Source organism: Exiguobacterium sp. s163, assembly GCF_018617135.1.
Classification (GTDB): Bacteria; Bacillota; Bacilli; order Exiguobacteriales; family Exiguobacteriaceae; genus Exiguobacterium; species Exiguobacterium profundum.
Window position 1 is genome coordinate 296,177 of the sequence record NZ_JACSJN010000002.1, and the last position, 18,886, is coordinate 315,062.

The window sequence follows — 18,886 nt, forward strand, 5'->3', positions numbered from 1 at the left end:
GATCATGACGGGTCCAGCTTGTTGACAAATAACATGTTCGAACTCGTCCTTCCGGCGCCCACGCTTTCCTGTCGGAGTCGGGGCGCCGTCGGGCGAGCAACGCAAACGGTCGTCATCTGGCGGCCGTTTGTCTTCTTCCAAGGCCTCGACGACCGAAGAAAAGCTCGATACTTACTTCGAATCGATGTATCAGGGGAAAGGGAAGGTAAACGCCGAGCCCGCCCGTCATCAATCCCGCGATCATCCGCCTCGGCCCGCCGTTCAACATCCGTTCCGTTCGTCAGACCGTGAAGGATGGATTGTGTCGACTTGTTGATCATCAGATCCACCCCTGTGTGTTCTTCTCACACCATTATATGGGATGAAGGACAAAAGGTGACCAAGAACGGGCAGGCGAGACTCCTGAGGGAATAGCAAGCAAAGGGAGACCCAGCAGTGACGCAGTCGCGATGCGGCTCCCTGCTTGCCCCTAGGAAAGCGAGCCGTGTCCGGGTTGGGCATATAAAAGACATTAGACCTATACTTTGTCTATAGTCTGGATCCGCCATCACGATGGCGGGTCTTCATGTTCACGATTGTTTCAATGACTTCATCAATTGCTCATCCGGAGTCACGTAGACGGTCTGTTGATCCGTGTAGATGACGAACCCGGGTTTCGCACCGCTCGGTTTTTTCACGAAGCGGGCGCGTGTGTAATCGACAGGCACGCCACTCGATGCGCGTGCCTTCGAGAAGTAGGCGGCGACTGATGCGGCTTCAAGTAATGTCGTTTCATCCGGTTCGGTCGAACGAATGATGACGTGAGACCCTGGGATGTCTTTAACATGAAGCCAAATCTCGTCACGGCGTGCGAATTTGAACGTCAGATGGTCGTTTTGCGTATTGTTCTTCCCGACAAAGAACTCTATTCCGGTCGAGGACGTATACGCTTCAAGCGAAATCTTCGGATTCGCTTTTTTCTTTTGTCGTTTTTGACGGATGTAGCCTTCTTCTGCGAGTTCTTCGCGAATCTCAAGAAGGTCGGACGGTGACGCGACGTCAAGTTGGGCGATAAGCGTCTCTAAATATTCGATTTCTGCATCGTTCAGCTCAATCTGTTTCTTCACTTCCACTTTTGCGACTTTTAATTTGTTGTATTTCTTATAATATTGCTGCGCATTCTCATTCGGTGTTTTGAGTGGATCGAGTGGAATGGAGAGGATTGCACCGTTTTCGTCATAATAATCGACGACTTCGGCGACGCGCATCCCTTTCTCGAGTTGGAATAAATACGTCGTCAACAACTCGCCGTATTTTTGTAACTCATCTGCCCGTTCTGTCGCTTTCAAATCATCCAAAAGGCGGCGGCGTTTTAATTGATTCTTTTCGAGTTCTGATTTCAAGAGCCGTTCCACATCGTGTGCTTGTTGTCTCACACGGTCACGGTTCGCTTTTTCATAGTAGAAACGGTCGAGCACTTCTTTACTCGATTCATACGTTTCCTCGGATTCGATGTCCCCGGCTGTCAACGCGATCGGAGCGAACCGTTCTTTGCCGTTCGCAAGTTGTTGGAAAACGTAGGGTCCATCGAGTTGACGAAGAACGTTCTCAAACGCTTGTTGTAAGGAGTCGCGATTCGGCGTTTTTGCGAGATGAACAACTTCCTGTGCGATTTGCGGACTGACGCCGGCGAACGTGGCGACAATCTGTTTATCAAGCTTGCCGGCGTTCCAATCGATTCGTTTCAATCCTTCTGTCATCTCCGTCAATGGGTCGAACTTGTGTTGTTCCGGCGGAAGGAGATAGTCACTACCCGGCATGATGGTCCGATACGTGTTTTGGGAAGGCGGGAGATGCTTGATGGCATCTAATATTTTGCCTTCTTCTGTCGTCAAGACGACGTTCGAGTGGCGTCCCATCAATTCGATGTATACTTTCTTCAATTCTTCATCGCCGAGCTCGTTACGAGAGCGGACCGAAATGACGATGACACGGTCTCGTCCGATTTGTTCGACCGCCGTGATGAATCCACCTTCTACATGTTTGCGGAGCATCATGCAAAACATCGGCGGTTCTTGTGGGTTTTTAATCGGTGTATCCGTCAACTGAAGACGGGCATACATCGCGTTTGCTGATATCAAGAGTTGCGCGTTCTGACGATTCGAGCGAATTTGAAGCATCAAATCGAGCGAATACGGTTGATGTACCTTGTTGATTCGCCCTCCGACGAGCGATTGTAATTCTTGTACGACACGATATGTCATTAATCCATCATAAGCCAATGATCTCATCACCTTTGTTCATTTTCTGTCTCTACGTTATCAGAAAAACAGAAAATATGGTACGATGGAGTAGGAAATCCGAACTTCTTCTTGCCGGGACAATTGATTGACTGCTATTATAATTAAATGTGATGTTAGAAGATGGAGGGCTTGCAGTGAATTTTAAAGAACGAGGATTATTAATCGTTTTGTCTGGACCGAGCGGTGTCGGAAAAGGGACCGTTTGCCGTGCTCTTCGCGAGGAAGAGGACAACAACCTTCAATATTCGGTGTCGGCGACGACCCGAAAACCACGTGAAGGGGAAGTTGAAGGGGTGCATTACTTCTTCAAATCGAGAGAAGAGTTCGAACGGATGATCGAACAAAAAGAACTGCTTGAACATGCCGAATTTGTCGGTAACTATTACGGGACGCCTGTAGAGTGGGTGCGTGAAACGCTCGAAAGCGGCCAAGATGTCATTCTTGAAATTGAGGTGCAAGGGGCGTTCCAAGTGAAGGAACTTCTCCCAGAAGCCGTCTTTTTATTCTTGGCACCACCAAGCCTTCAAGAACTTCGCAATCGTCTCATCGGACGAGGCACGGAGTCAGAAGAAGTCATTAAGCAACGCCTGCTCGTCGCGCGTGAAGAAATCGAGTTGATGGACGCCTACGACTATGTCGTCACGAACGACGAGGTCGACAAAGCCATCGATCGAATTAAAGCGATCGTGACAGCCGAGCATTGTAAACGTGAACGTGTTGCGTCACTCTATAAAAAAGCCATGATGGAGGTCATTTAATGTTATACCCTTCGATTGATGCCTTACAACGTACTATCCCGTCAAAATACACGATCGTTACGGTCGCTGCAAAACGGGCGCGTCAGATTCAAGATGGAAAAGCACCGAAAGTCGCCGAGCCAAAATCATATAAGCCGGTCGGTCAAGCGTTAGAAGAACTATTTTCGGGTGATACGACAATCATCGTGAACGAAAAAAACAACGGATGAAGTGTGACCCAAGTCGTTTGCGACTTGGGTCTCATTGTCTATAAGGGGGAGTTTGGGAATGGTGAAGGATCGTACTATTTTGTTATGTGTGAGTGGTGGCATCGCCGCCTATAAGGCGTGTGCGCTCACATCGAAATTGGTTCAAGCCGGAGCGAATGTTCGCGTCGCGATGACGAAGTCGGCAGAACAATTCGTGGGTCAGGCGACCTTCCAGGCGCTCAGTCGCAACCCGGTCTATACGGACGTGTTCGAAGAGCATGACCCGACAAAGATTGCACATATCGATGTCGTCGACTCGAGCGATTTGATTGTCGTGGCCCCGGCGACGGCAAATACGATTGCAAAATTGGCGAACGGGATTGCGGATGACTTTATTACGACGTCCATTTTGGCTGCGAAGTGCCCGGTCATCATCTCACCAGCGATGAATGTGAACATGCTCGAACATCCTGCCACACAGCGCAACATCGAGACGCTAAAATCATACGGCTATCAGTTGATTGAACCCGGTGTCGGCAACTTGGCTTGCGGATGGATTGGCGGGGGACGTCTGCCTGAACCGGAAGACTTGGTTCGCATCATCGAAAGCCAATTCGTTCCGAAACTATATCTTGGAAAAGATGTCTTGATCACGGCTGGCCCGACTGTCGAACGCATCGATCCCGTCCGTTACTTATCCAATGATTCGTCTGGAAAAATGGGCGTCGCACTCGCTGAGGTGGCTCGAGACATGGGCGCCCGTGTCACGCTCGTCCATGGCCCGCTTCAAGTTCCTGTCCCAGATGGCGTGACAGCGGTTCCCGTCAAGTCATGTGAGGAGATGCTGCGCGAAGTGACGAGCCGCTTTGAGGCTTCAGACCTTGTCGTGAAATCGGCGGCAGTTGCGGATTATCGTCCGAAAACGGTGCATTCGGAAAAACATAAAAAAGTTCACGGTCCACTCATGATCGAACTTGAAGAAACGACAGACATTTTAAAATCACTCGGTGAGAAGAAGACCCATCAAGTGTTGGTCGGATTTGCTGCTGAGACGGAACGACTCGAGGAGCACGCGGCAGCTAAGCTGAAGCGAAAAAACGTCGATTACCTTGTGGCGAACGATGTGTCTGGCAGTGACGTCGGATTCGGGGCGGACGACAATGAAGTCGTCTTGTTCCAAGCTGACGGGACGTCACTTAGACTTCCGAAACAATCGAAGAAAGCGTTGGCGTTCGAGTTGCTCACACATTTTAAGGAAGCGGTCCAATGATTGCACATGTACATGTCGATGCACCGGTGATCACGATTGACCGTCCGTTTGATTATGAAGTACCTGAACAATTTGAAGCTTTGATTGAACCGGGCATGCGCGTCTCTGTCCCATTCGGGTCCCGTCGTCTGCTCGGGATTGTCGTCGGTACGTCAGATGGGACGAGGGAAGGATTGAAACCGTTAGAAGCGCTGTTAGATGAGGAATCTTCACTCACTGACGAACTGCTCGCTTTATCCATCCATGTGAAAGAGACGACACTTTGCTTTCGTTCATCCGCCCTGCTTGCGATGCTTCCGGCCGCGCTCAAGGTCAGTTATGACAAAGAAATCAAAGAAGGACAAGTCCCTGATGGGGTCCGTCTCGGAACGCATTTATCGGAGTATCCGAAAGAAGTTCAGTCAGTCATTCTAGGACTCGCTAAAAAAGGGGAGCTGACCTTAGCACCTGTCTTAAAAGAAAAGAAGACCGTTAAGACCGACGTCGTCGTCGAACTCCTCGATGCGACAGTCGTCTCGAAACGTGCGAAAAAACAACTAGAAGCGGTCCGCCAACTTGAGGAGACCCCACGCATGTATTGGTCGGCACTTCGCCAAATTGGGCTGACTCGCCCACAACTGCAGAAACTTGCGGAACTCGGAGCGGTTCGATTGACCGAGGTCGAGTTGAATCGTGACCCGTACGCGACAATCGAGCAAGTCGAGGAATCGGTTCAATTGAACGACAGTCAAGCCAACGCGGTTCGGGCCATTCATGAGGCTGACGCGGGTGAGACGTTACTCGTCCACGGTGTGACGGGAAGCGGGAAGACCGAAGTCTATTTAGAGTCAATCGGACAAGTCATCGATGAAGGGAAACAAGCCATCTTACTCGTTCCCGAAATCAGTTTGACCCCGATGATGGTCAAACGCTTCAAACGTCGTTTCGGCAATCGGGTCGCCGTGCTGCATAGCGCTCTGTCTAAAGGTGAGAAGTACGACGAGTGGCGTAAGATTAAACGAAATGAAGTCGACGTCGTCGTCGGTGCCCGTTCTGCAATCTTTGCCCCGCTCGACCGACTCGGTCTCATCATCTTAGATGAAGAGCACGAGACGACGTACAAGCAAGAAGAGAACCCGCGCTATCATGCGCGTGATGTTGCCATCTGGCGGTCCCGCTATCATGGGTGTCCCGTCGTGTTGGGGAGTGCGACACCCTCCCTCGAGTCCTACGCCCGAGCGCAAAAGGGTGTGTATCGCTACTTACACTTGAAAGAACGGTACGGTGGAGAGATGCCACCGGTCCACATTATCGATATGCGCCGTGAATTGGCGAAAGGCAATACGACGATGTTCTCGGAAGAATTGTTCCAAGGGATTCTCGACCGGATCGAGAAAAAAGAGCAGTGCGTCATTTTATTGAACCGTCGTGGATTCACGACGTTCGTCATGTGCCGGGACTGCGGGGAAGGCATGACATGTCCGCATTGTGCCGTCAATTTGACATATCATCAATATGGAGATCGGTTGAAGTGTCACTACTGCGGTTACGAGGTCGGTATGCCTTCGACGTGTCCATCCTGCAATAGTAAGAAAATCAAACAGTTCGGGTCGGGCACACAAAAAATCGAGACGGAACTGTTGAACCGGATTCCAGAAGCGCGCATCATCCGAATGGACCAGGATACGACGTCTCGAAAAGGTTCACATGAGCAGTTGTTGCGTCGTTTCGAAGAAGGGGAGGCCGACATCTTACTTGGCACGCAGATGATTGCCAAGGGGCTCGACTTCCCAAACGTCACCCTCGTCGGGGTACTCGCGGCGGATGCGACACTCGGGATGCCTGACTTTCGGGCGACCGAACGCACCTTCCAACTTGTCACGCAAGTGGCAGGAAGAGCCGGGCGCGGAAAACTTCCGGGTGAGGCGTTCGTCCAAACGTATAACCCGGACCATTATGTGATCGAGACTGCGAGTGAACATGATTATGAGACATTTTTCGCCAAAGAGATGGGACTCAGACAAGTCGGAAATCATCCTCCTTACTGGTTTTTAACGCTCGTCACGTTTTCGGCGGAAAATCCCCTTGTCGCCAAGGCCGAGGCAGAATTGTTCGCATCAGACTTTTTACAAGCACACGTGGAGAATAGTCGCTTGAATGGACCGATGCCGGCACCGTTATCGAAATTGAAGAACGCCTATCGTTATCAAGTATTCATTAAAACGAAACAACCCGATACGCTTTACGCCGAGCTGGCACGATTACAGCAAGCGAGAGCCAAAGCAATCAGCAAGAAAGAATATCAAATGAGTATCGATGTGAACCCATACGTATTCATGTGAGGTGGAGAGACATGTATAAAGTAGTAGAAGTACCGAATGACATTTTGCGCGTAACGTGCGAACCGGTGACAAAGTTTGATAAAAAATTGCGTCAGACTGTCGACCGATTGTTTGATACGATGTATGAGTATGACGGAGTTGGTGTCGCGGCACCGCAAGTCAATTTGAACCAGCGGCTCGCGGTCGTCCATACCGATGATGAGACGGGACCGCTCGTCTTGATCAACCCGGAAATCATTGAAACATCCGGTCGAGAAGTTGGACTAGAGGGATGTTTGAGCATCCCAGGCGAATTCGGATTCGTGGAACGACATGAGTCGATCGTCGTCAAGAATCAAGATTTGAAAGGGCGGACACATACGATTCAAGCGAGCGGCTTTTTCGCTCGTGCGATTCAACATGAGATGGATCATTTGGATGGCGTCTTGTTCACAGACAAGCTCGCCGTCCCGAACCCTGGAAAAGACAAACGCATCGTCTTCATGGGGACGCCGACGTTCGCCGTATCGGTACTTGAGCGACTGCTTGAAGAAGGATACAATGTCGTAGGTGTCGTATCGCAACCGGATAAACCGGTCGGGCGAAAACGTGAACTTAAGCCGACTCCAGTAAAAGAGTGTGCGCTTCGTCACGGTATTCCCGTGTTGCAGCCTGAAAAAGTGCGCACAGACTATGCAGAAATTTTAGAGCTGAAGCCTGATTTGATTGTGACGGCGGCGTACGGACAAATCGTGCCGACCGCCTTACTAGAAGCCCCGCCTCACGGAGCCATCAACGTACATGCCTCCCTCCTTCCGAAATATCGCGGAGGTGCCCCGATCCATCAAGCCATTCTTGATGGGGAGTCTGAGACAGGTGTGACGATCATGTACATGGTCGACAAGTTAGATGCAGGGGACATGATTGCCAATACCATCGTACCTATTGAAGAGACGGATACAGTCGGGTCTTTATTTGATAAACTGGCTGTAGCAGGAAGCGATCTTCTGATCCGTACGCTTCCGGCCTTCTTGGAAGGGTGGATTGAGGCGGTGCCTCAAGACGAGCGAGACGTGACGTTTGCCCCGAACATCAGCCGTGAGCGTGAACAGATCGATTGGACAATGAACGGCGAGTCCATCTACAACCATATTCGAGGAATGAACCCATTCCCGACGGCCTATTCAACGTTTGACGGTGAACGTGTGAAATTGTTCATGGGAGAGAAAACGACAGGTTCGGGACAGCCGGGAGAAGTCGTTCGTCTGGAAGAAGACGGATTTGTCGTGGCGACAGGGAACGACGTCGCCATCAAAGTGACCGATTTGCAACCTGCAGGTAAGAAACGGATGGATGGTGCAACCTTCATGCGTGGTACCGGACAAAAGCTACGGATTGGCGACCGATTAGGAGGAACTCATGAACGTACGTGAAGCAGCGCTTGATACGCTAATGAAAATTGAACAAGGCGGCGCGTATTCGACGATTGCCGTCAATGATACATTGAAACAAAAAAAAGTTGCCCCAAAAGATGTCGGTCTCTATACCGAACTCGTATATGGGACGCTCAGTCGCAAAGGGACGCTCGATTATATTTTGAAAGACCGCATCCGTTCGCCGAAGAAGCTAGACAAGTTTGTCCTCCCGCTTCTTCGGATGAGCGTTTATCAACTCTTCTATCTTGATAAAGTACCCGACCGGGCCGTCCTACACGAGGCGGTCGAAATCGCGAAAAAACGAGGTCATCACCTCGGAACGAGCAAATTCGTAAACGGGGTGTTACGAAATGTGCTTCGGGAAGGGTTTCCGGACTTTAGTGGCTTGACCGATGCAGAACGAATCGCCATCGAGCACAGTCATCCGGAATGGCTCGTATCAGATTGGATTGAGTTATATGGTGTGGAAACGGCAGAAGCGATTTGCCGATTAAACAATGAACCTGCTCCTGTTACGATTCGGGTCAACCGAAAGCGCATTTCAGTGGATGAGATGATGAACCGGTTGGCTGATGCTGGCGTCATGACGTCACGTTCGGAACTGTCGGCAGATGGACTCGTCGTAGAGTCTGGGAATGTCCATGCGACCCCATTTATCGAGGAAGGTTTCCTATCGATTCAAGATGAAAGCTCTATGATTGTCGCGGATGCACTCGGCGTGTCGAAAGACGATGTCATCCTAGACGCATGTGCCGCACCAGGCGGCAAGGCGATGCATACGGCAGAGCGGATGCAAGGTGGGTCGCTCACCGCGCTTGACCTTCATCCGCACAAAGCAAAATTGATTGACCAACAAGCGAAACGTCTACACATCAATGGAGTGACCGCACTTGCCCTTGATGCTCGTTTAGCAGGTGAACGGTTTGAAGAAGAGAGTTTTGACCGGATTCTTTTAGATGTCCCTTGTTCGGGCCTTGGCGTCATTCGTCGAAAGCCGGATATTAAATGGACGAAGGACAAAGCTCAACTCGAAAACTTACCAAAGATACAAAGACAAATCATTGATGCCGTATTGCCACTGCTCAAACCAGGTGGTACGCTAGTTTACTCGACATGTACAATCGACCCGTCTGAAAATGAGACGCAGGCTGACTATATTCTGTCGAAAGGGTTGATGTGGGACGAAACGCTCAAAGGTCGTCTCCCACAATCTGTTCGTCCGATGATGGAATCGGACCGTGCTGAACTAAAATTATTACCGACGACATTCGGGACCGACGGCTTCTATATCGCCGCATTTAAGAAAGAGGTATAAAAGATGAATCCAAAAGCAGTAGAAAAGAATCCACTCGTAGGCGCAAAACCGTCACTTTATTCGTTGACGTTCCCCGAACTTGAGGCATGGGTGATCGAGGCAGGAGAAAAGGCATTCCGTGCGAAACAATTATATGATTGGATGTACGTCAAACGGGTCACGACTTTTGATGATATGACCAACGTTCCGAAAGCGCTTCGCGACAAATTAGAGGCATCGTTCCAATTGACGACGTTAAAAGAATTGGTCAAGCAGGAATCCCAAGACGGCACAATCAAGTTCTTGTTTGAACTTCAGGACGGGTACTCAATTGAAACGGTACTCATGCGTCACGAATACGGAAATTCGATTTGTGTCACGACACAAGTCGGTTGCCGGATCGGATGTACGTTCTGTGCCTCGACACTCGGCGGCTTGAAACGAAACTTAGAAGCCGGGGAAATCACAGCCCAAGTGCTCGACGTACAACGTGCATTAGACGCGACAGGAGAGCGCGTCGACTCTATCGTCGTCATGGGAATCGGCGAACCGTTCGATAACTACGATGAGTTAATGCGTTTCTTACGTACTGTCAACCATGACAATGGACTCAACATCGGAGCACGACACATCACGGTATCGACGAGTGGGATTGTTCCAAAGATTTACAAGTTTGCCGATGAAGGTATGCGAATCAACTTCGCCATTTCACTTCACGCACCGACGACGGAATTGCGTACTAAGCTCATGCCGATCAACCGTGCCTTTGACTTGGACAAGTTGATGGATGCGGTCCGTTATTACACGGAGAAGAGCGGACGTCGCATCACGTTTGAATATGGACTCTTTGGTGGTGTCAACGATACGGAAGAATATGCCCATCTCTTGGCAGACCTGTTAAAAGGAATCAAATGTCACGTCAACTTGATTCCTGTCAACCATGTACTCGAACGTGACTATGTACGGACACCGCGAGCTCAAATCTTTGCCTTCGAAAAAGTGCTCAAAGACCGCAATGTGAACGTGACAATCCGTCGCGAGCAAGGGTCGGACATCGATGCCGCTTGTGGACAGCTTCGAGCGAAGGAGCGCGAACAAGAAACGAGGTAATCAGAAAGATGGAATTAGCATTTCGAACAGATCGTGGACAAGTACGCACACAAAATGAGGATGCAGTTTTAATCTTAGGTGATGCCATAACCGGGATTGCCCTGGTTGCAGACGGAATGGGTGGGCATGCAGCGGGAGAGGTCGCGAGTCAAATCGTGATTGAAGAGTTTAGACGGGCGTTCCCGTCTCTCCCGGCAACCCCTGTCGAAATCGAACGATGGTTCCGCCACCACATCGATTTGGCGAACGATCAAGTGTTGCAATTTGCGAAGCAGTCGAATCTTGTCATGATGGGAACGACTGTGGCAGCTGTTTGTTGGAATGAAGAAACGGTGGTCATCGTCCATATCGGAGATAGTCGCGTCTATGCGCTCCAGGCGAATGAGTTAAGACGTCTTACGGAGGACCATTCTTACGTCAATGTGCTCAAACAACTCGGTGAATTGACGGAAGAAGAGATGCGGGTTCATCCGAAACGAAATGTCATCACCCGGGCAATCGGTTCAAGCGAACAAGTCGAACCTGACGTGCAAGTGCTCGCTGACCCTGAGTTTGATGTGATTTTAATTTGTACGGATGGATTGACGACACACATGACCGATGTGGCGATTCAACACGTATTACAACAAACGGCATCCGCCGAACAAAAAGCGGAGCAACTCATTTCAGAAGCCAATCAATTGGGAGGAAGCGACAATATCACGGTCGCCCTCGTTCAATTCACAGATAGAAAGAGAGGATGAATCCGATGCGAAGCGGAGAACGAATCAACGATCGTTATCGGATCGAACAACAAATCGGCAGCGGAGGCATGGCAAATGTCTACCGGGCTCATGACGAGATCTTAAACCGAACCGTCGCCATCAAGGTGTTGCGATCTGAATTCTCACATAACGAACAATTTATACGTCGGTTCGAGCGAGAAGCCCATGCGGCTACGAGTCTGAACCATCCAAACATCGTGGCGATCTATGACGTCGGCGATGAAGAAGATTTGTACTATATCGTCATGGAGCATGTCGATGGGGTGACGTTAAAACAATACTTGCAAGAAGAATACATATCTGTCGATGAAGCGCTACGCATCATGGGACAGATTTGTGATGCGATTGACCATGCCCATGCAAATCGAATCATTCACCGTGATATCAAGCCGCAGAACATGATGATCGATCAGCACGGTAACGTGAAGGTGACCGATTTTGGGATTGCCGTGGCGATGTCGAATGCGACGTTGACGCATACGATGTCCGTACTCGGCTCGGTCCATTATTTCTCACCTGAGCAAGCGCGCGGTAAATTTGCTGATGAAAAGTCAGATATTTATTCGCTCGGTGCCGTACTGTACGAATTGTTGACAGGTCGTGTCCCGTTCATTGGCGAGACACCCGTCGCCGTCGCCCTTCAACATTTGCAAGACGAACCGATTCGACCGATGGACTTAAATCCGAATATTCCACAGGCACTCGAAAACTGTGTCATGCAAGCATTGTCCAAGTCACCAGGTGCCCGTCATGTTTCGGTCGCAGCCTTTAAAAAAGATTGCATGACGTCATTAAGCCGTGAACGCGCCAATGAGCCGAGACGTGTTTCGGCCAGTCAGGATGAATTCGATCAAACGCTCGTCATGACACCGGTCATGCCTGAAGAAAAACCAGAGACACCGGTAACACCGACCCCGGTCACAGCGTCTAGCGAACAGGAACCTGAAGCGGTGACTCCGGTCAAAAAGAAGAAACGCAAATGGTGGATTTGGATTTTACTCGTGTTGCTCCTGATTGGGGGGAGCATTGCAGCATACGTGGTCGCCGATGAAATGTCACGAGCCGTCGTTCCGGATGTCGTTGGAATGAGTATCGGAGATGCCACTTCTGAACTTGAGAATGCCGATTTCGTCGTCGAAGTGACGGAGCGGGCGAGCGATGACGTCGAAGAAGGTGAGGTCATTTCGCAAAACCCACAACAAGGGCGTAAACCAAAACGAGGCACGACGGTGACCATCGTCGTTTCGGCCGGGAAAGAAACCGTCGAAATGCCGAATGTGGAGGGATTGTCCCAAACAGCAGCTGAACGCATGTTAAAAGATCTGGCATTCAGTGACCTTGAAATCAAAACAGAAGCTTCGGAAACAGTCGCTAGCGGAGATGTAATTTCGCAATCCCTCGACCCAGGCGAGGAAGTCGTTCCTTCAGAAGTGACGGTGACGCTCGTCGTGTCGACAGGAAGCAACAAAGTCGAACTGTCGAATCTCGCGGGATATACGTTTGACGAGGCATCGACTTATGCCGATCAAAACAAGTTAAAAATCGTGAGACGGGATGAGTTTTCGACAAGTGTTCCTAAAGGTCAAATCATCCGTCAACTTCCAACGGCGGGTACGGCAGTCGATCCGGGAACGGAACTTACGGTCATCGTATCGGAAGGGGTTGAACCGACGGACGTCTCCATCGAACGTGAAGTGAGCGTCGAAGTCGAGCAACCGGACAAAGACAAGAAACCGAAAGCCGTCGAGGTCGTGATTCGCACGGTCGATGCGCGCGGTGAAATTGAAGTGTTACGGGATAACATCACAGAGACGACAACGTATTCGTATACGCTCGTTATTGCCCCGGACGAAGTCGGGACCGCAACGATTGAAGTCGATGGTGAAATCGTCCGAACGGATTCAGTCACATATGCACAGGCCAAAGAGGCACAATAAAGAGGTGACGGTGTCGTCACCTCTTTTTTAAGGGAGGTAGTCATATTGAAAGGAACGATTATTCGCTTACAAGGCGGGTTTTATGATGTGATGACCGAGTCGAATCAAGAGATTCGGTGTCGGGCGAGAGGAAATTTTCGGAAACGAAACATCTCACCTGTCGTCGGCGATGACGTTGTCATTCAAGATCAAGAAGATGGGACGGGCTATATTTTAGAGGTGGAGGAACGTCAAAACCATCTCGTCCGCCCACCAATCGCCAACATCGATCAGGCATTTCTACTTTTTTCTGTGAAAGAACCGGCGTTTTCTTATCATTTGCTTGACCGATTCCTCGTATTGATCGAATCCAAACAGATTCATCCAATCATCGTGTTAACGAAGATGGACCTACTCAGTGAAGAAGAGACCGGACCGATTCAAGAGGCGGTCGCCCGCTATCGTGCCATCGGATATGACGTGATTGAAACGTCGACGGAGCTTTCGGATGGGGTCGATCAAGTACGGGGACTCTTCAAAGAGAAGACGAGCGTGTTTGCCGGTCAAACAGGTGTAGGGAAGAGTTCGCTTTTAAACGCAGTCGCGCCTGAACTCGAATTGGCCACAGGGAAAATTTCCAAATCACTCGGTCGTGGGAAACATACGACGCGTCACGTCACGCTCATTCAATTGGCCGACGGGCTTGTGGCGGATACGCCAGGATTTTCTAGTCTCGAGTTTCCGCAAGAACTCGAGGCGGATGAACTAAGATGGTGCTTCCCAGAATTTGTGGAACGTCACGACGATTGCAAGTTCCGGGGATGCGTCCATATCAATGAACCGGGCTGTGCCATTAAACAAGCCGTAGAAGATGGCAAAATTGCTTCAACTCGTTATGAGAATTATGTTACCTTTATGGAGGAGTTAAACGATCGTAAACGGAGGTATTGACAGATGATTAAAATCGCACCATCAATTTTAGCAGCCGACTTTGCCAATTTGGAGACTGAAGTGAAAGCCGTTCAAGATGCGGGGGCGGATTATATCCATTTTGACGTGATGGATGGGCAGTTCGTGCCGAACATCTCGATTGGGCTACCAGTCCTCGCGAGCTTGCGCAAAAAATCAGACATGGTTCTCGATGTGCATTTGATGATTGATCAACCGGAACGCTATGTCGAAGATTTCGTCAAGGCGGGGGCAGACATTGTGACGGTTCACGTGGAAGCAACGAACCATTTACATCGAGTCTTGCAGCAAATCAAAGCGGCAGGGGCGAAATGTGGGGTCGTCTTGAACCCGCACACACCGCTCTCTACGATTGAACATATCCTTCAAGATGTCGATATGGTATTACTCATGACCGTCAATCCAGGGTTTGGTGGACAAGCGTTCATTGAATCCGTCGTACCGAAAATCTCGGCGCTCAGTCAGCTTCGCAAAGACCGTCAGCTCGATTTTGAAATTGAAATCGATGGTGGCGTCAATGAAGAGACGGCGAAACGTTGCATTGATGCAGGGGCAGATGTCCTAGTTGCCGGTTCAGCCATTTACAATCAACCGGATTATAAAGCAGCCATCGATAGCATTCGTGGCGCATCTCGTGTATAATCGACGGTAGAACAACAAGATAGAGTCGCAAGGGGTGTCACATGATGTGGCTGAGAGGCATACGCTAACCCTTTGAACCTGTTCCGTTCACACGGACGTAGGGATGTGGCGAAAATGCACGTTGCGAATCCAAGCAGCATGGCGTTTACGTCATGCTGCTTTTTGTCGTTCACACAATAAAGGAGGAAGAAAGATGAAATCACGTTTTAAATTACAAGCACTCATCGAAATTTCATTGTTCGCAGCGCTTGGGCTAGTTTTTGATTTACTCATCCCATACCGATTGCCAGAAGGGGGATCAATCAGTCTGGCGATGCTCCCGATCTTTGTGATGGCGTTTCGTCACGGATTGAAAGGGGGACTTGCGACTGGTGCGCTCGTCGGGACGCTTCAACTCTTGTTCGGAGCCTATATCTTTACGCCAGTTCAGTTCTTGCTCGATTATACGGTCGCGTACGGACTTGTCGGCGTGGCCGGCGTCTTTGCCGGACGTGTGAAACAGGCCGCTGGTCAAGGCGCGACGAAGACCCTCGCTACCTATTTAGTGCTCGGAGCATTGATCGGGTCGGCGTTGCGTTATGCGGCTCACGTCATCTCAGGGATTGTCTTTTTCGCTGAGTATGCGAAGGGTCCGGTCGTGGCTTATTCACTTGGCTATAACGCAACGTATATGGTTCCGTCGTTTGTCATCTCAGCCATCGTATTAGTCTTACTCTTCACGACAGCTCCGCGATTCACGCGTGTTGCGACACGGGACATTCGTCAATGAACATCTTAATCGTCGCGGCGAGTCCGGAACCTATTCCGGACTTACCGCGTGATGCCGATTTTATCATCGGCGTCGATGGTGGATATCAAAGATTATTAGATGAAGGAATCGATGTCGACGTCGTCGTCGGAGACTTTGATTCGTTTGTCGGACCACCTCCTGAGGAGGCGCTACGTTACCCTTCTGAAAAGGATGTGACCGACCTCGAGATTGCGCTTCAATTGGCGATCGATCGGGGGGCGACCCAGATGGATGTGTACGGGGCACTCGGGGGACGAGTTGATATGACGTTCGCGAACGTCGGTCTACTCGAATCGTATCCGGGAATGGTTCTTCATGGGACGGGTCAAACGATTTTTCTCGCTCGGCCAGGAAGTTATGAGATTAAAAAACTAGATGAACATTACTTGTCTTTCATGCCTTGGAAAACCGCCACGATTTCAATTGAGGGGGTCAAATATCCACTCGACCGTCATCCGGTCCATAGCGCGCAAGCGTTGACCGTTTCAAATGAGTGGAGCGAAGAGCGTGCCTTGTTGACGGTCCATGAAGGAATGGTCCTCGTCATGCTCGTCAAAAAATAAGCAAAAAAATCCCATCGGCGAATGCCGCTGGGATTTATTCGTTCGTGTATAAGTATTATACGCGTTCAACGAGACCTGATTTAAGTGCGCGAGCTGAAACCCAAACGCGTTTCGGTTTACCGTCAACGAGAATACGAACTTTTTGTACGTTTACACCCCAAGTACGTTTTGTCTTGTTGAGTGCGTGCGAACGGTTGTTACCTGATTTAGGTGATTTACCTGTTACGTAGCATTTACGTGCCATGCGTTTCCCCTCCTTTTTTATGTGGGTTCGTCCTAATAGACACTCGTTTATATTAGCACGGCTTTTTTCCCGATGCAACTAGAAAATCATACCATGACAAGAAAAAAACTTGACATTACTCTCAAGGATTTGAATAATGAATGAGGTTATCGCGTTAATTGACCGAGATTCTGGAGCAGGTTCTTTTAATAACTAGGTACTTATTGTAGAATGTACATTAGGAATCATTCCGAATAAAGGAGGCTACTCCATATGGCAATTGAAATGAAGACAACATATGGCAATATTGACATCACAAGTGACGTCATCGCGACACTCGCAGGTGGTGCGGCGATGGAATGCTTCGGTGTGGTCGGCATGGCTTCACAGGCACAATTGAAAGACGGCATTGCTGAATTGTTAAAACGTGAAAATTACGCGCGTGGTGTCGTCGTACGTCAAGAGGATGAGGACGTACATATCGACATGCACATCATTGTAAGCTACGGGACGAAAGTATCTGAAGTCGCATACAACGTGCAAAGCCGAGTGAAATATACGCTCGGAGAAACTTTAGGATTAAACGTTTCGTCGGTAAATATATTCGTTCAAGGCGTTCGTCTGACGAATGACTGACGAAAACGGAGGAGGATTTGGTGTGGGTTTAAATCGTTTAGATGGCGTGGCGCTCTCAAACATGATCGCAAACGGAGCGGCCAACTTGAGCCAAAACGCAGATTATGTAGATTCGCTTAACGTCTTCCCGGTTCCAGACGGAGACACGGGAACGAACATGAACTTGACGATGACGTCAGGTGCGAAAGAAGTAGCAGCCATGAACTCATCTGATATCGCAGAGGTATCATCAAAGTTCGCTCGTGGACTCCTGATGGGAGCACGTGGAAACTCAGGCGTTATTTTAAGCCAATTGTTCCGCGGCTTCGGGAAAGCCGTTGAAGGTAAGACGGAACTCACGACAGTTGATTTTGCAGAAGCGCTCAAACGCGGTGTCGACACGGCATACAAGGCGGTTATGAAACCGGTTGAAGGAACGATTTTAACGGTTGCTCGTGAAGCGGCTGATGAAGCGCTCCTTGCGTCTGAGTCGACAAGTGATTTCACAGAGTTCATGAAACGTGTCATCGTCGAAGCAAAAGCTTCGTTAGACCGTACACCGGACTTGTTACCGGTGTTAAAAGAAGTCGGGGTCGTCGACTCAGGTGGTCAAGGACTTCTCGTCATTTACGAAGGATTCCTTGCGAGTCTTGAAGGAAAAGAACTCGAAAAACCACATACTCCGGTGATGGATGCATTGATTGAAGCAGAACACCATGCGCATGCAGCGCAAGGATTCATGTCAACAGAAGATATCGAATTCGGTTACTGTACGGAAATCATGGTCCGTTTCCAAGAGGACAAGTTGAAAGATGCACCGTTCAACGAAGATGCATTCCGAAACGAGTTGTCTGAACTCGGGGACTCTCTTCTTGTCGTCGCGGACGAGGAGCTCTTGAAAGTTCACGTTCACGTCGAGACGCCAGGTGAGGTCATCACGAAAGGTCAGCGCTTCGGTGAACTTGTCGCAGTCAAAATTGAGAACATGCGTCAACAACACTCGACGATTCTTGAAGAAGAACACGGTGCCAACCAACACGGTGTTCAACAAGCGGAGAAGCCGAAAGCACCATTTGCCATCGTAACGGTCGCAATGGGTGAAGGCGTCAGCGAACTGTTCCGTTCACTCGGGGCGGCCCACGTCATCGAAGGTGGTCAGACGATGAACCCGTCGACAGAAGATATCGTCAAGGCGATTGAGTCGGCACATGCGGAACACGTCTTCATCTTCCCGAACAACTCCAACATCATCATGGCGGCTGAACAAGCGGCGTCTGTCGCACCGTGCGGCGTGTCGGTCATTCCGACGAAGACCGTCCCACAAGGTCTCGCTGCAGCCATCGCATTCAATCCTGAAGCGGATGTCGAGATGAATGAACAAGCGATGAAAGCGGCAGCCGCGACAGTGAAGTCCGGCCAAGTGACATACGCTGTTCGTGATACGAGCATCGATGGCGTTGAAATCAAAAAAGATGAGCACATGGCGATTGCTGAGAAGAAAATCGTTTCTTCATCTCCATCGAGCTTAGAAGCGGCTAAACGATTAGTCGATGCGCTCATCGATGCAGACGATGAAATCGTCACGATCTTAACAGGAGAAGGCTCTTCTGCATCGGACGTAGAAGCGTTGACGTCATATATCGAATCGGTGAACGACGAGATTGAAATTGAAGTTCACGACGGCAAACAACCGCTTTACTCTTATATTTTTAGTGTGGAATAAGCTGTTTCGAATCCCTACCTTCTGTATAATGAAGGTAGGGATT

18 protein-coding genes and 1 riboswitch are annotated in these 18,886 nt (G+C 49.7%); of the genes, 15 read left to right on the forward strand and 3 right to left on the reverse strand.

The features are described 5' to 3' along the window. Positions 1 to 2: 2 nt before the first annotated feature. Together KNO71_RS08020 and KNO71_RS08025 are read right to left on the reverse strand one after the other, a co-directional pair. Positions 3 to 320 (reverse strand): hypothetical protein, encoded by a 318-nt coding sequence (locus tag KNO71_RS08020; protein WP_251031965.1) that lies wholly within the window; start codon positions 318 to 320, stop codon positions 3 to 5. Positions 321 to 569: 249 nt separating this feature from the next. Beyond that, positions 570 to 2,261, reverse strand: coding sequence for an Rqc2 family fibronectin-binding protein (locus KNO71_RS08025; RefSeq protein WP_168169841.1), 1,692 nt, complete (start codon positions 2,259 to 2,261; stop codon positions 570 to 572). A gap of 131 nt (positions 2,262 to 2,392) precedes the next feature. Here KNO71_RS08025 and gmk point away from each other — a divergent pair, with 131 nt between their 5' ends. From gmk to KNO71_RS08090, 13 genes are all read left to right on the forward strand, one after another. Then, on the forward strand, positions 2,393 to 3,040 hold the full coding sequence (gene gmk / locus KNO71_RS08030; RefSeq protein ID WP_031421596.1) for a guanylate kinase: 648 nt from the start codon (positions 2,393 to 2,395) through the stop codon (positions 3,038 to 3,040). After that, entirely contained in the window at positions 3,040 to 3,249 is a 210-nt protein-coding gene (gene rpoZ, locus KNO71_RS08035) for a DNA-directed RNA polymerase subunit omega (RefSeq protein WP_015881337.1), read from the forward strand. Before gmk ends, rpoZ begins: the two co-directional genes overlap by 1 nt. A gap of 58 nt (positions 3,250 to 3,307) precedes the next feature. Continuing rightward, complete coding sequence (gene coaBC / locus KNO71_RS08040; RefSeq protein WP_214687919.1) at positions 3,308 to 4,498, forward strand: bifunctional phosphopantothenoylcysteine decarboxylase/phosphopantothenate--cysteine ligase CoaBC; 1,191 nt, start codon at positions 3,308 to 3,310, stop codon at positions 4,496 to 4,498. Continuing rightward, complete coding sequence (priA, locus tag KNO71_RS08045) at positions 4,495 to 6,819, forward strand: primosomal protein N' (RefSeq protein WP_214687921.1); 2,325 nt, start codon at positions 4,495 to 4,497, stop codon at positions 6,817 to 6,819. The genes coaBC and priA overlap by 4 nt, the downstream gene beginning before the upstream one ends. Positions 6,820 to 6,830: 11 nt before the next feature. Continuing rightward, complete coding sequence (gene fmt / locus KNO71_RS08050) at positions 6,831 to 8,231, forward strand: methionyl-tRNA formyltransferase (RefSeq protein ID WP_214684504.1); 1,401 nt, start codon at positions 6,831 to 6,833, stop codon at positions 8,229 to 8,231. Further along, entirely contained in the window at positions 8,218 to 9,549 is a 1,332-nt protein-coding gene (rsmB, locus tag KNO71_RS08055) for a 16S rRNA (cytosine(967)-C(5))-methyltransferase RsmB (protein WP_078146672.1), read from the forward strand. The genes fmt and rsmB overlap by 14 nt, the downstream gene beginning before the upstream one ends. A gap of 3 nt (positions 9,550 to 9,552) precedes the next feature. Further along, positions 9,553 to 10,638 (forward strand): dual-specificity RNA methyltransferase RlmN, encoded by a 1,086-nt coding sequence (rlmN, locus tag KNO71_RS08060; protein ID WP_015881342.1) that lies wholly within the window; start codon positions 9,553 to 9,555, stop codon positions 10,636 to 10,638. 8 nt (positions 10,639 to 10,646) lie between these two features. After that, positions 10,647 to 11,381 (forward strand): Stp1/IreP family PP2C-type Ser/Thr phosphatase, encoded by a 735-nt coding sequence (locus KNO71_RS08065; RefSeq protein WP_214687923.1) that lies wholly within the window; start codon positions 10,647 to 10,649, stop codon positions 11,379 to 11,381. Positions 11,382 to 11,386: 5 nt separating this feature from the next. Then, positions 11,387 to 13,339: a Stk1 family PASTA domain-containing Ser/Thr kinase gene (pknB, locus tag KNO71_RS08070; protein WP_214687924.1), complete on the forward strand. Its 1,953-nt coding sequence runs from the start codon at positions 11,387 to 11,389 to the stop codon at positions 13,337 to 13,339. A 42-nt stretch (positions 13,340 to 13,381) separates the two neighbouring features. Continuing rightward, positions 13,382 to 14,269, forward strand: coding sequence for a ribosome small subunit-dependent GTPase A (gene rsgA, locus KNO71_RS08075; protein WP_047795432.1), 888 nt, complete (start codon positions 13,382 to 13,384; stop codon positions 14,267 to 14,269). Between the two features lie 3 nt (positions 14,270 to 14,272). Beyond that, on the forward strand, positions 14,273 to 14,929 hold the full coding sequence (gene rpe, locus KNO71_RS08080) for a ribulose-phosphate 3-epimerase (RefSeq protein WP_078146675.1): 657 nt from the start codon (positions 14,273 to 14,275) through the stop codon (positions 14,927 to 14,929). 20 nt (positions 14,930 to 14,949) lie between these two features. Further along, positions 14,950 to 15,050: riboswitch (TPP riboswitch) on the forward strand. Between the two features lie 72 nt (positions 15,051 to 15,122). Beyond that, positions 15,123 to 15,698, forward strand: a complete 576-nt coding sequence (gene thiT, locus KNO71_RS08085; RefSeq protein WP_078146676.1) for an energy-coupled thiamine transporter ThiT — start codon at positions 15,123 to 15,125, stop codon at positions 15,696 to 15,698. Beyond that, positions 15,695 to 16,282, forward strand: coding sequence for a thiamine diphosphokinase (locus tag KNO71_RS08090; protein WP_078146677.1), 588 nt, complete (start codon positions 15,695 to 15,697; stop codon positions 16,280 to 16,282). The genes thiT and KNO71_RS08090 overlap by 4 nt, the downstream gene beginning before the upstream one ends. Before the next feature lie 55 nt (positions 16,283 to 16,337). Here the strand turns inward: KNO71_RS08090 and rpmB are convergent, their stop codons facing one another. Next, positions 16,338 to 16,526 carry a 50S ribosomal protein L28 gene (gene rpmB, locus KNO71_RS08095; RefSeq protein ID WP_015881349.1) on the reverse strand — a complete coding sequence of 63 codons (189 nt, stop codon included), beginning with the start codon at positions 16,524 to 16,526 and terminating at the stop codon, positions 16,338 to 16,340. A gap of 252 nt (positions 16,527 to 16,778) precedes the next feature. Between rpmB and KNO71_RS08100 the strand changes: the two genes are divergently transcribed. Continuing rightward, positions 16,779 to 17,141 carry an Asp23/Gls24 family envelope stress response protein gene (locus tag KNO71_RS08100; protein ID WP_015881350.1) on the forward strand — a complete coding sequence of 121 codons (363 nt, stop codon included), beginning with the start codon at positions 16,779 to 16,781 and terminating at the stop codon, positions 17,139 to 17,141. Positions 17,142 to 17,163: 22 nt separating this feature from the next. Continuing rightward, positions 17,164 to 18,843, forward strand: coding sequence for a DAK2 domain-containing protein (locus tag KNO71_RS08105; RefSeq protein WP_201302241.1), 1,680 nt, complete (start codon positions 17,164 to 17,166; stop codon positions 18,841 to 18,843). The last annotated feature ends 43 nt before the right edge of the window (positions 18,844 to 18,886 follow it).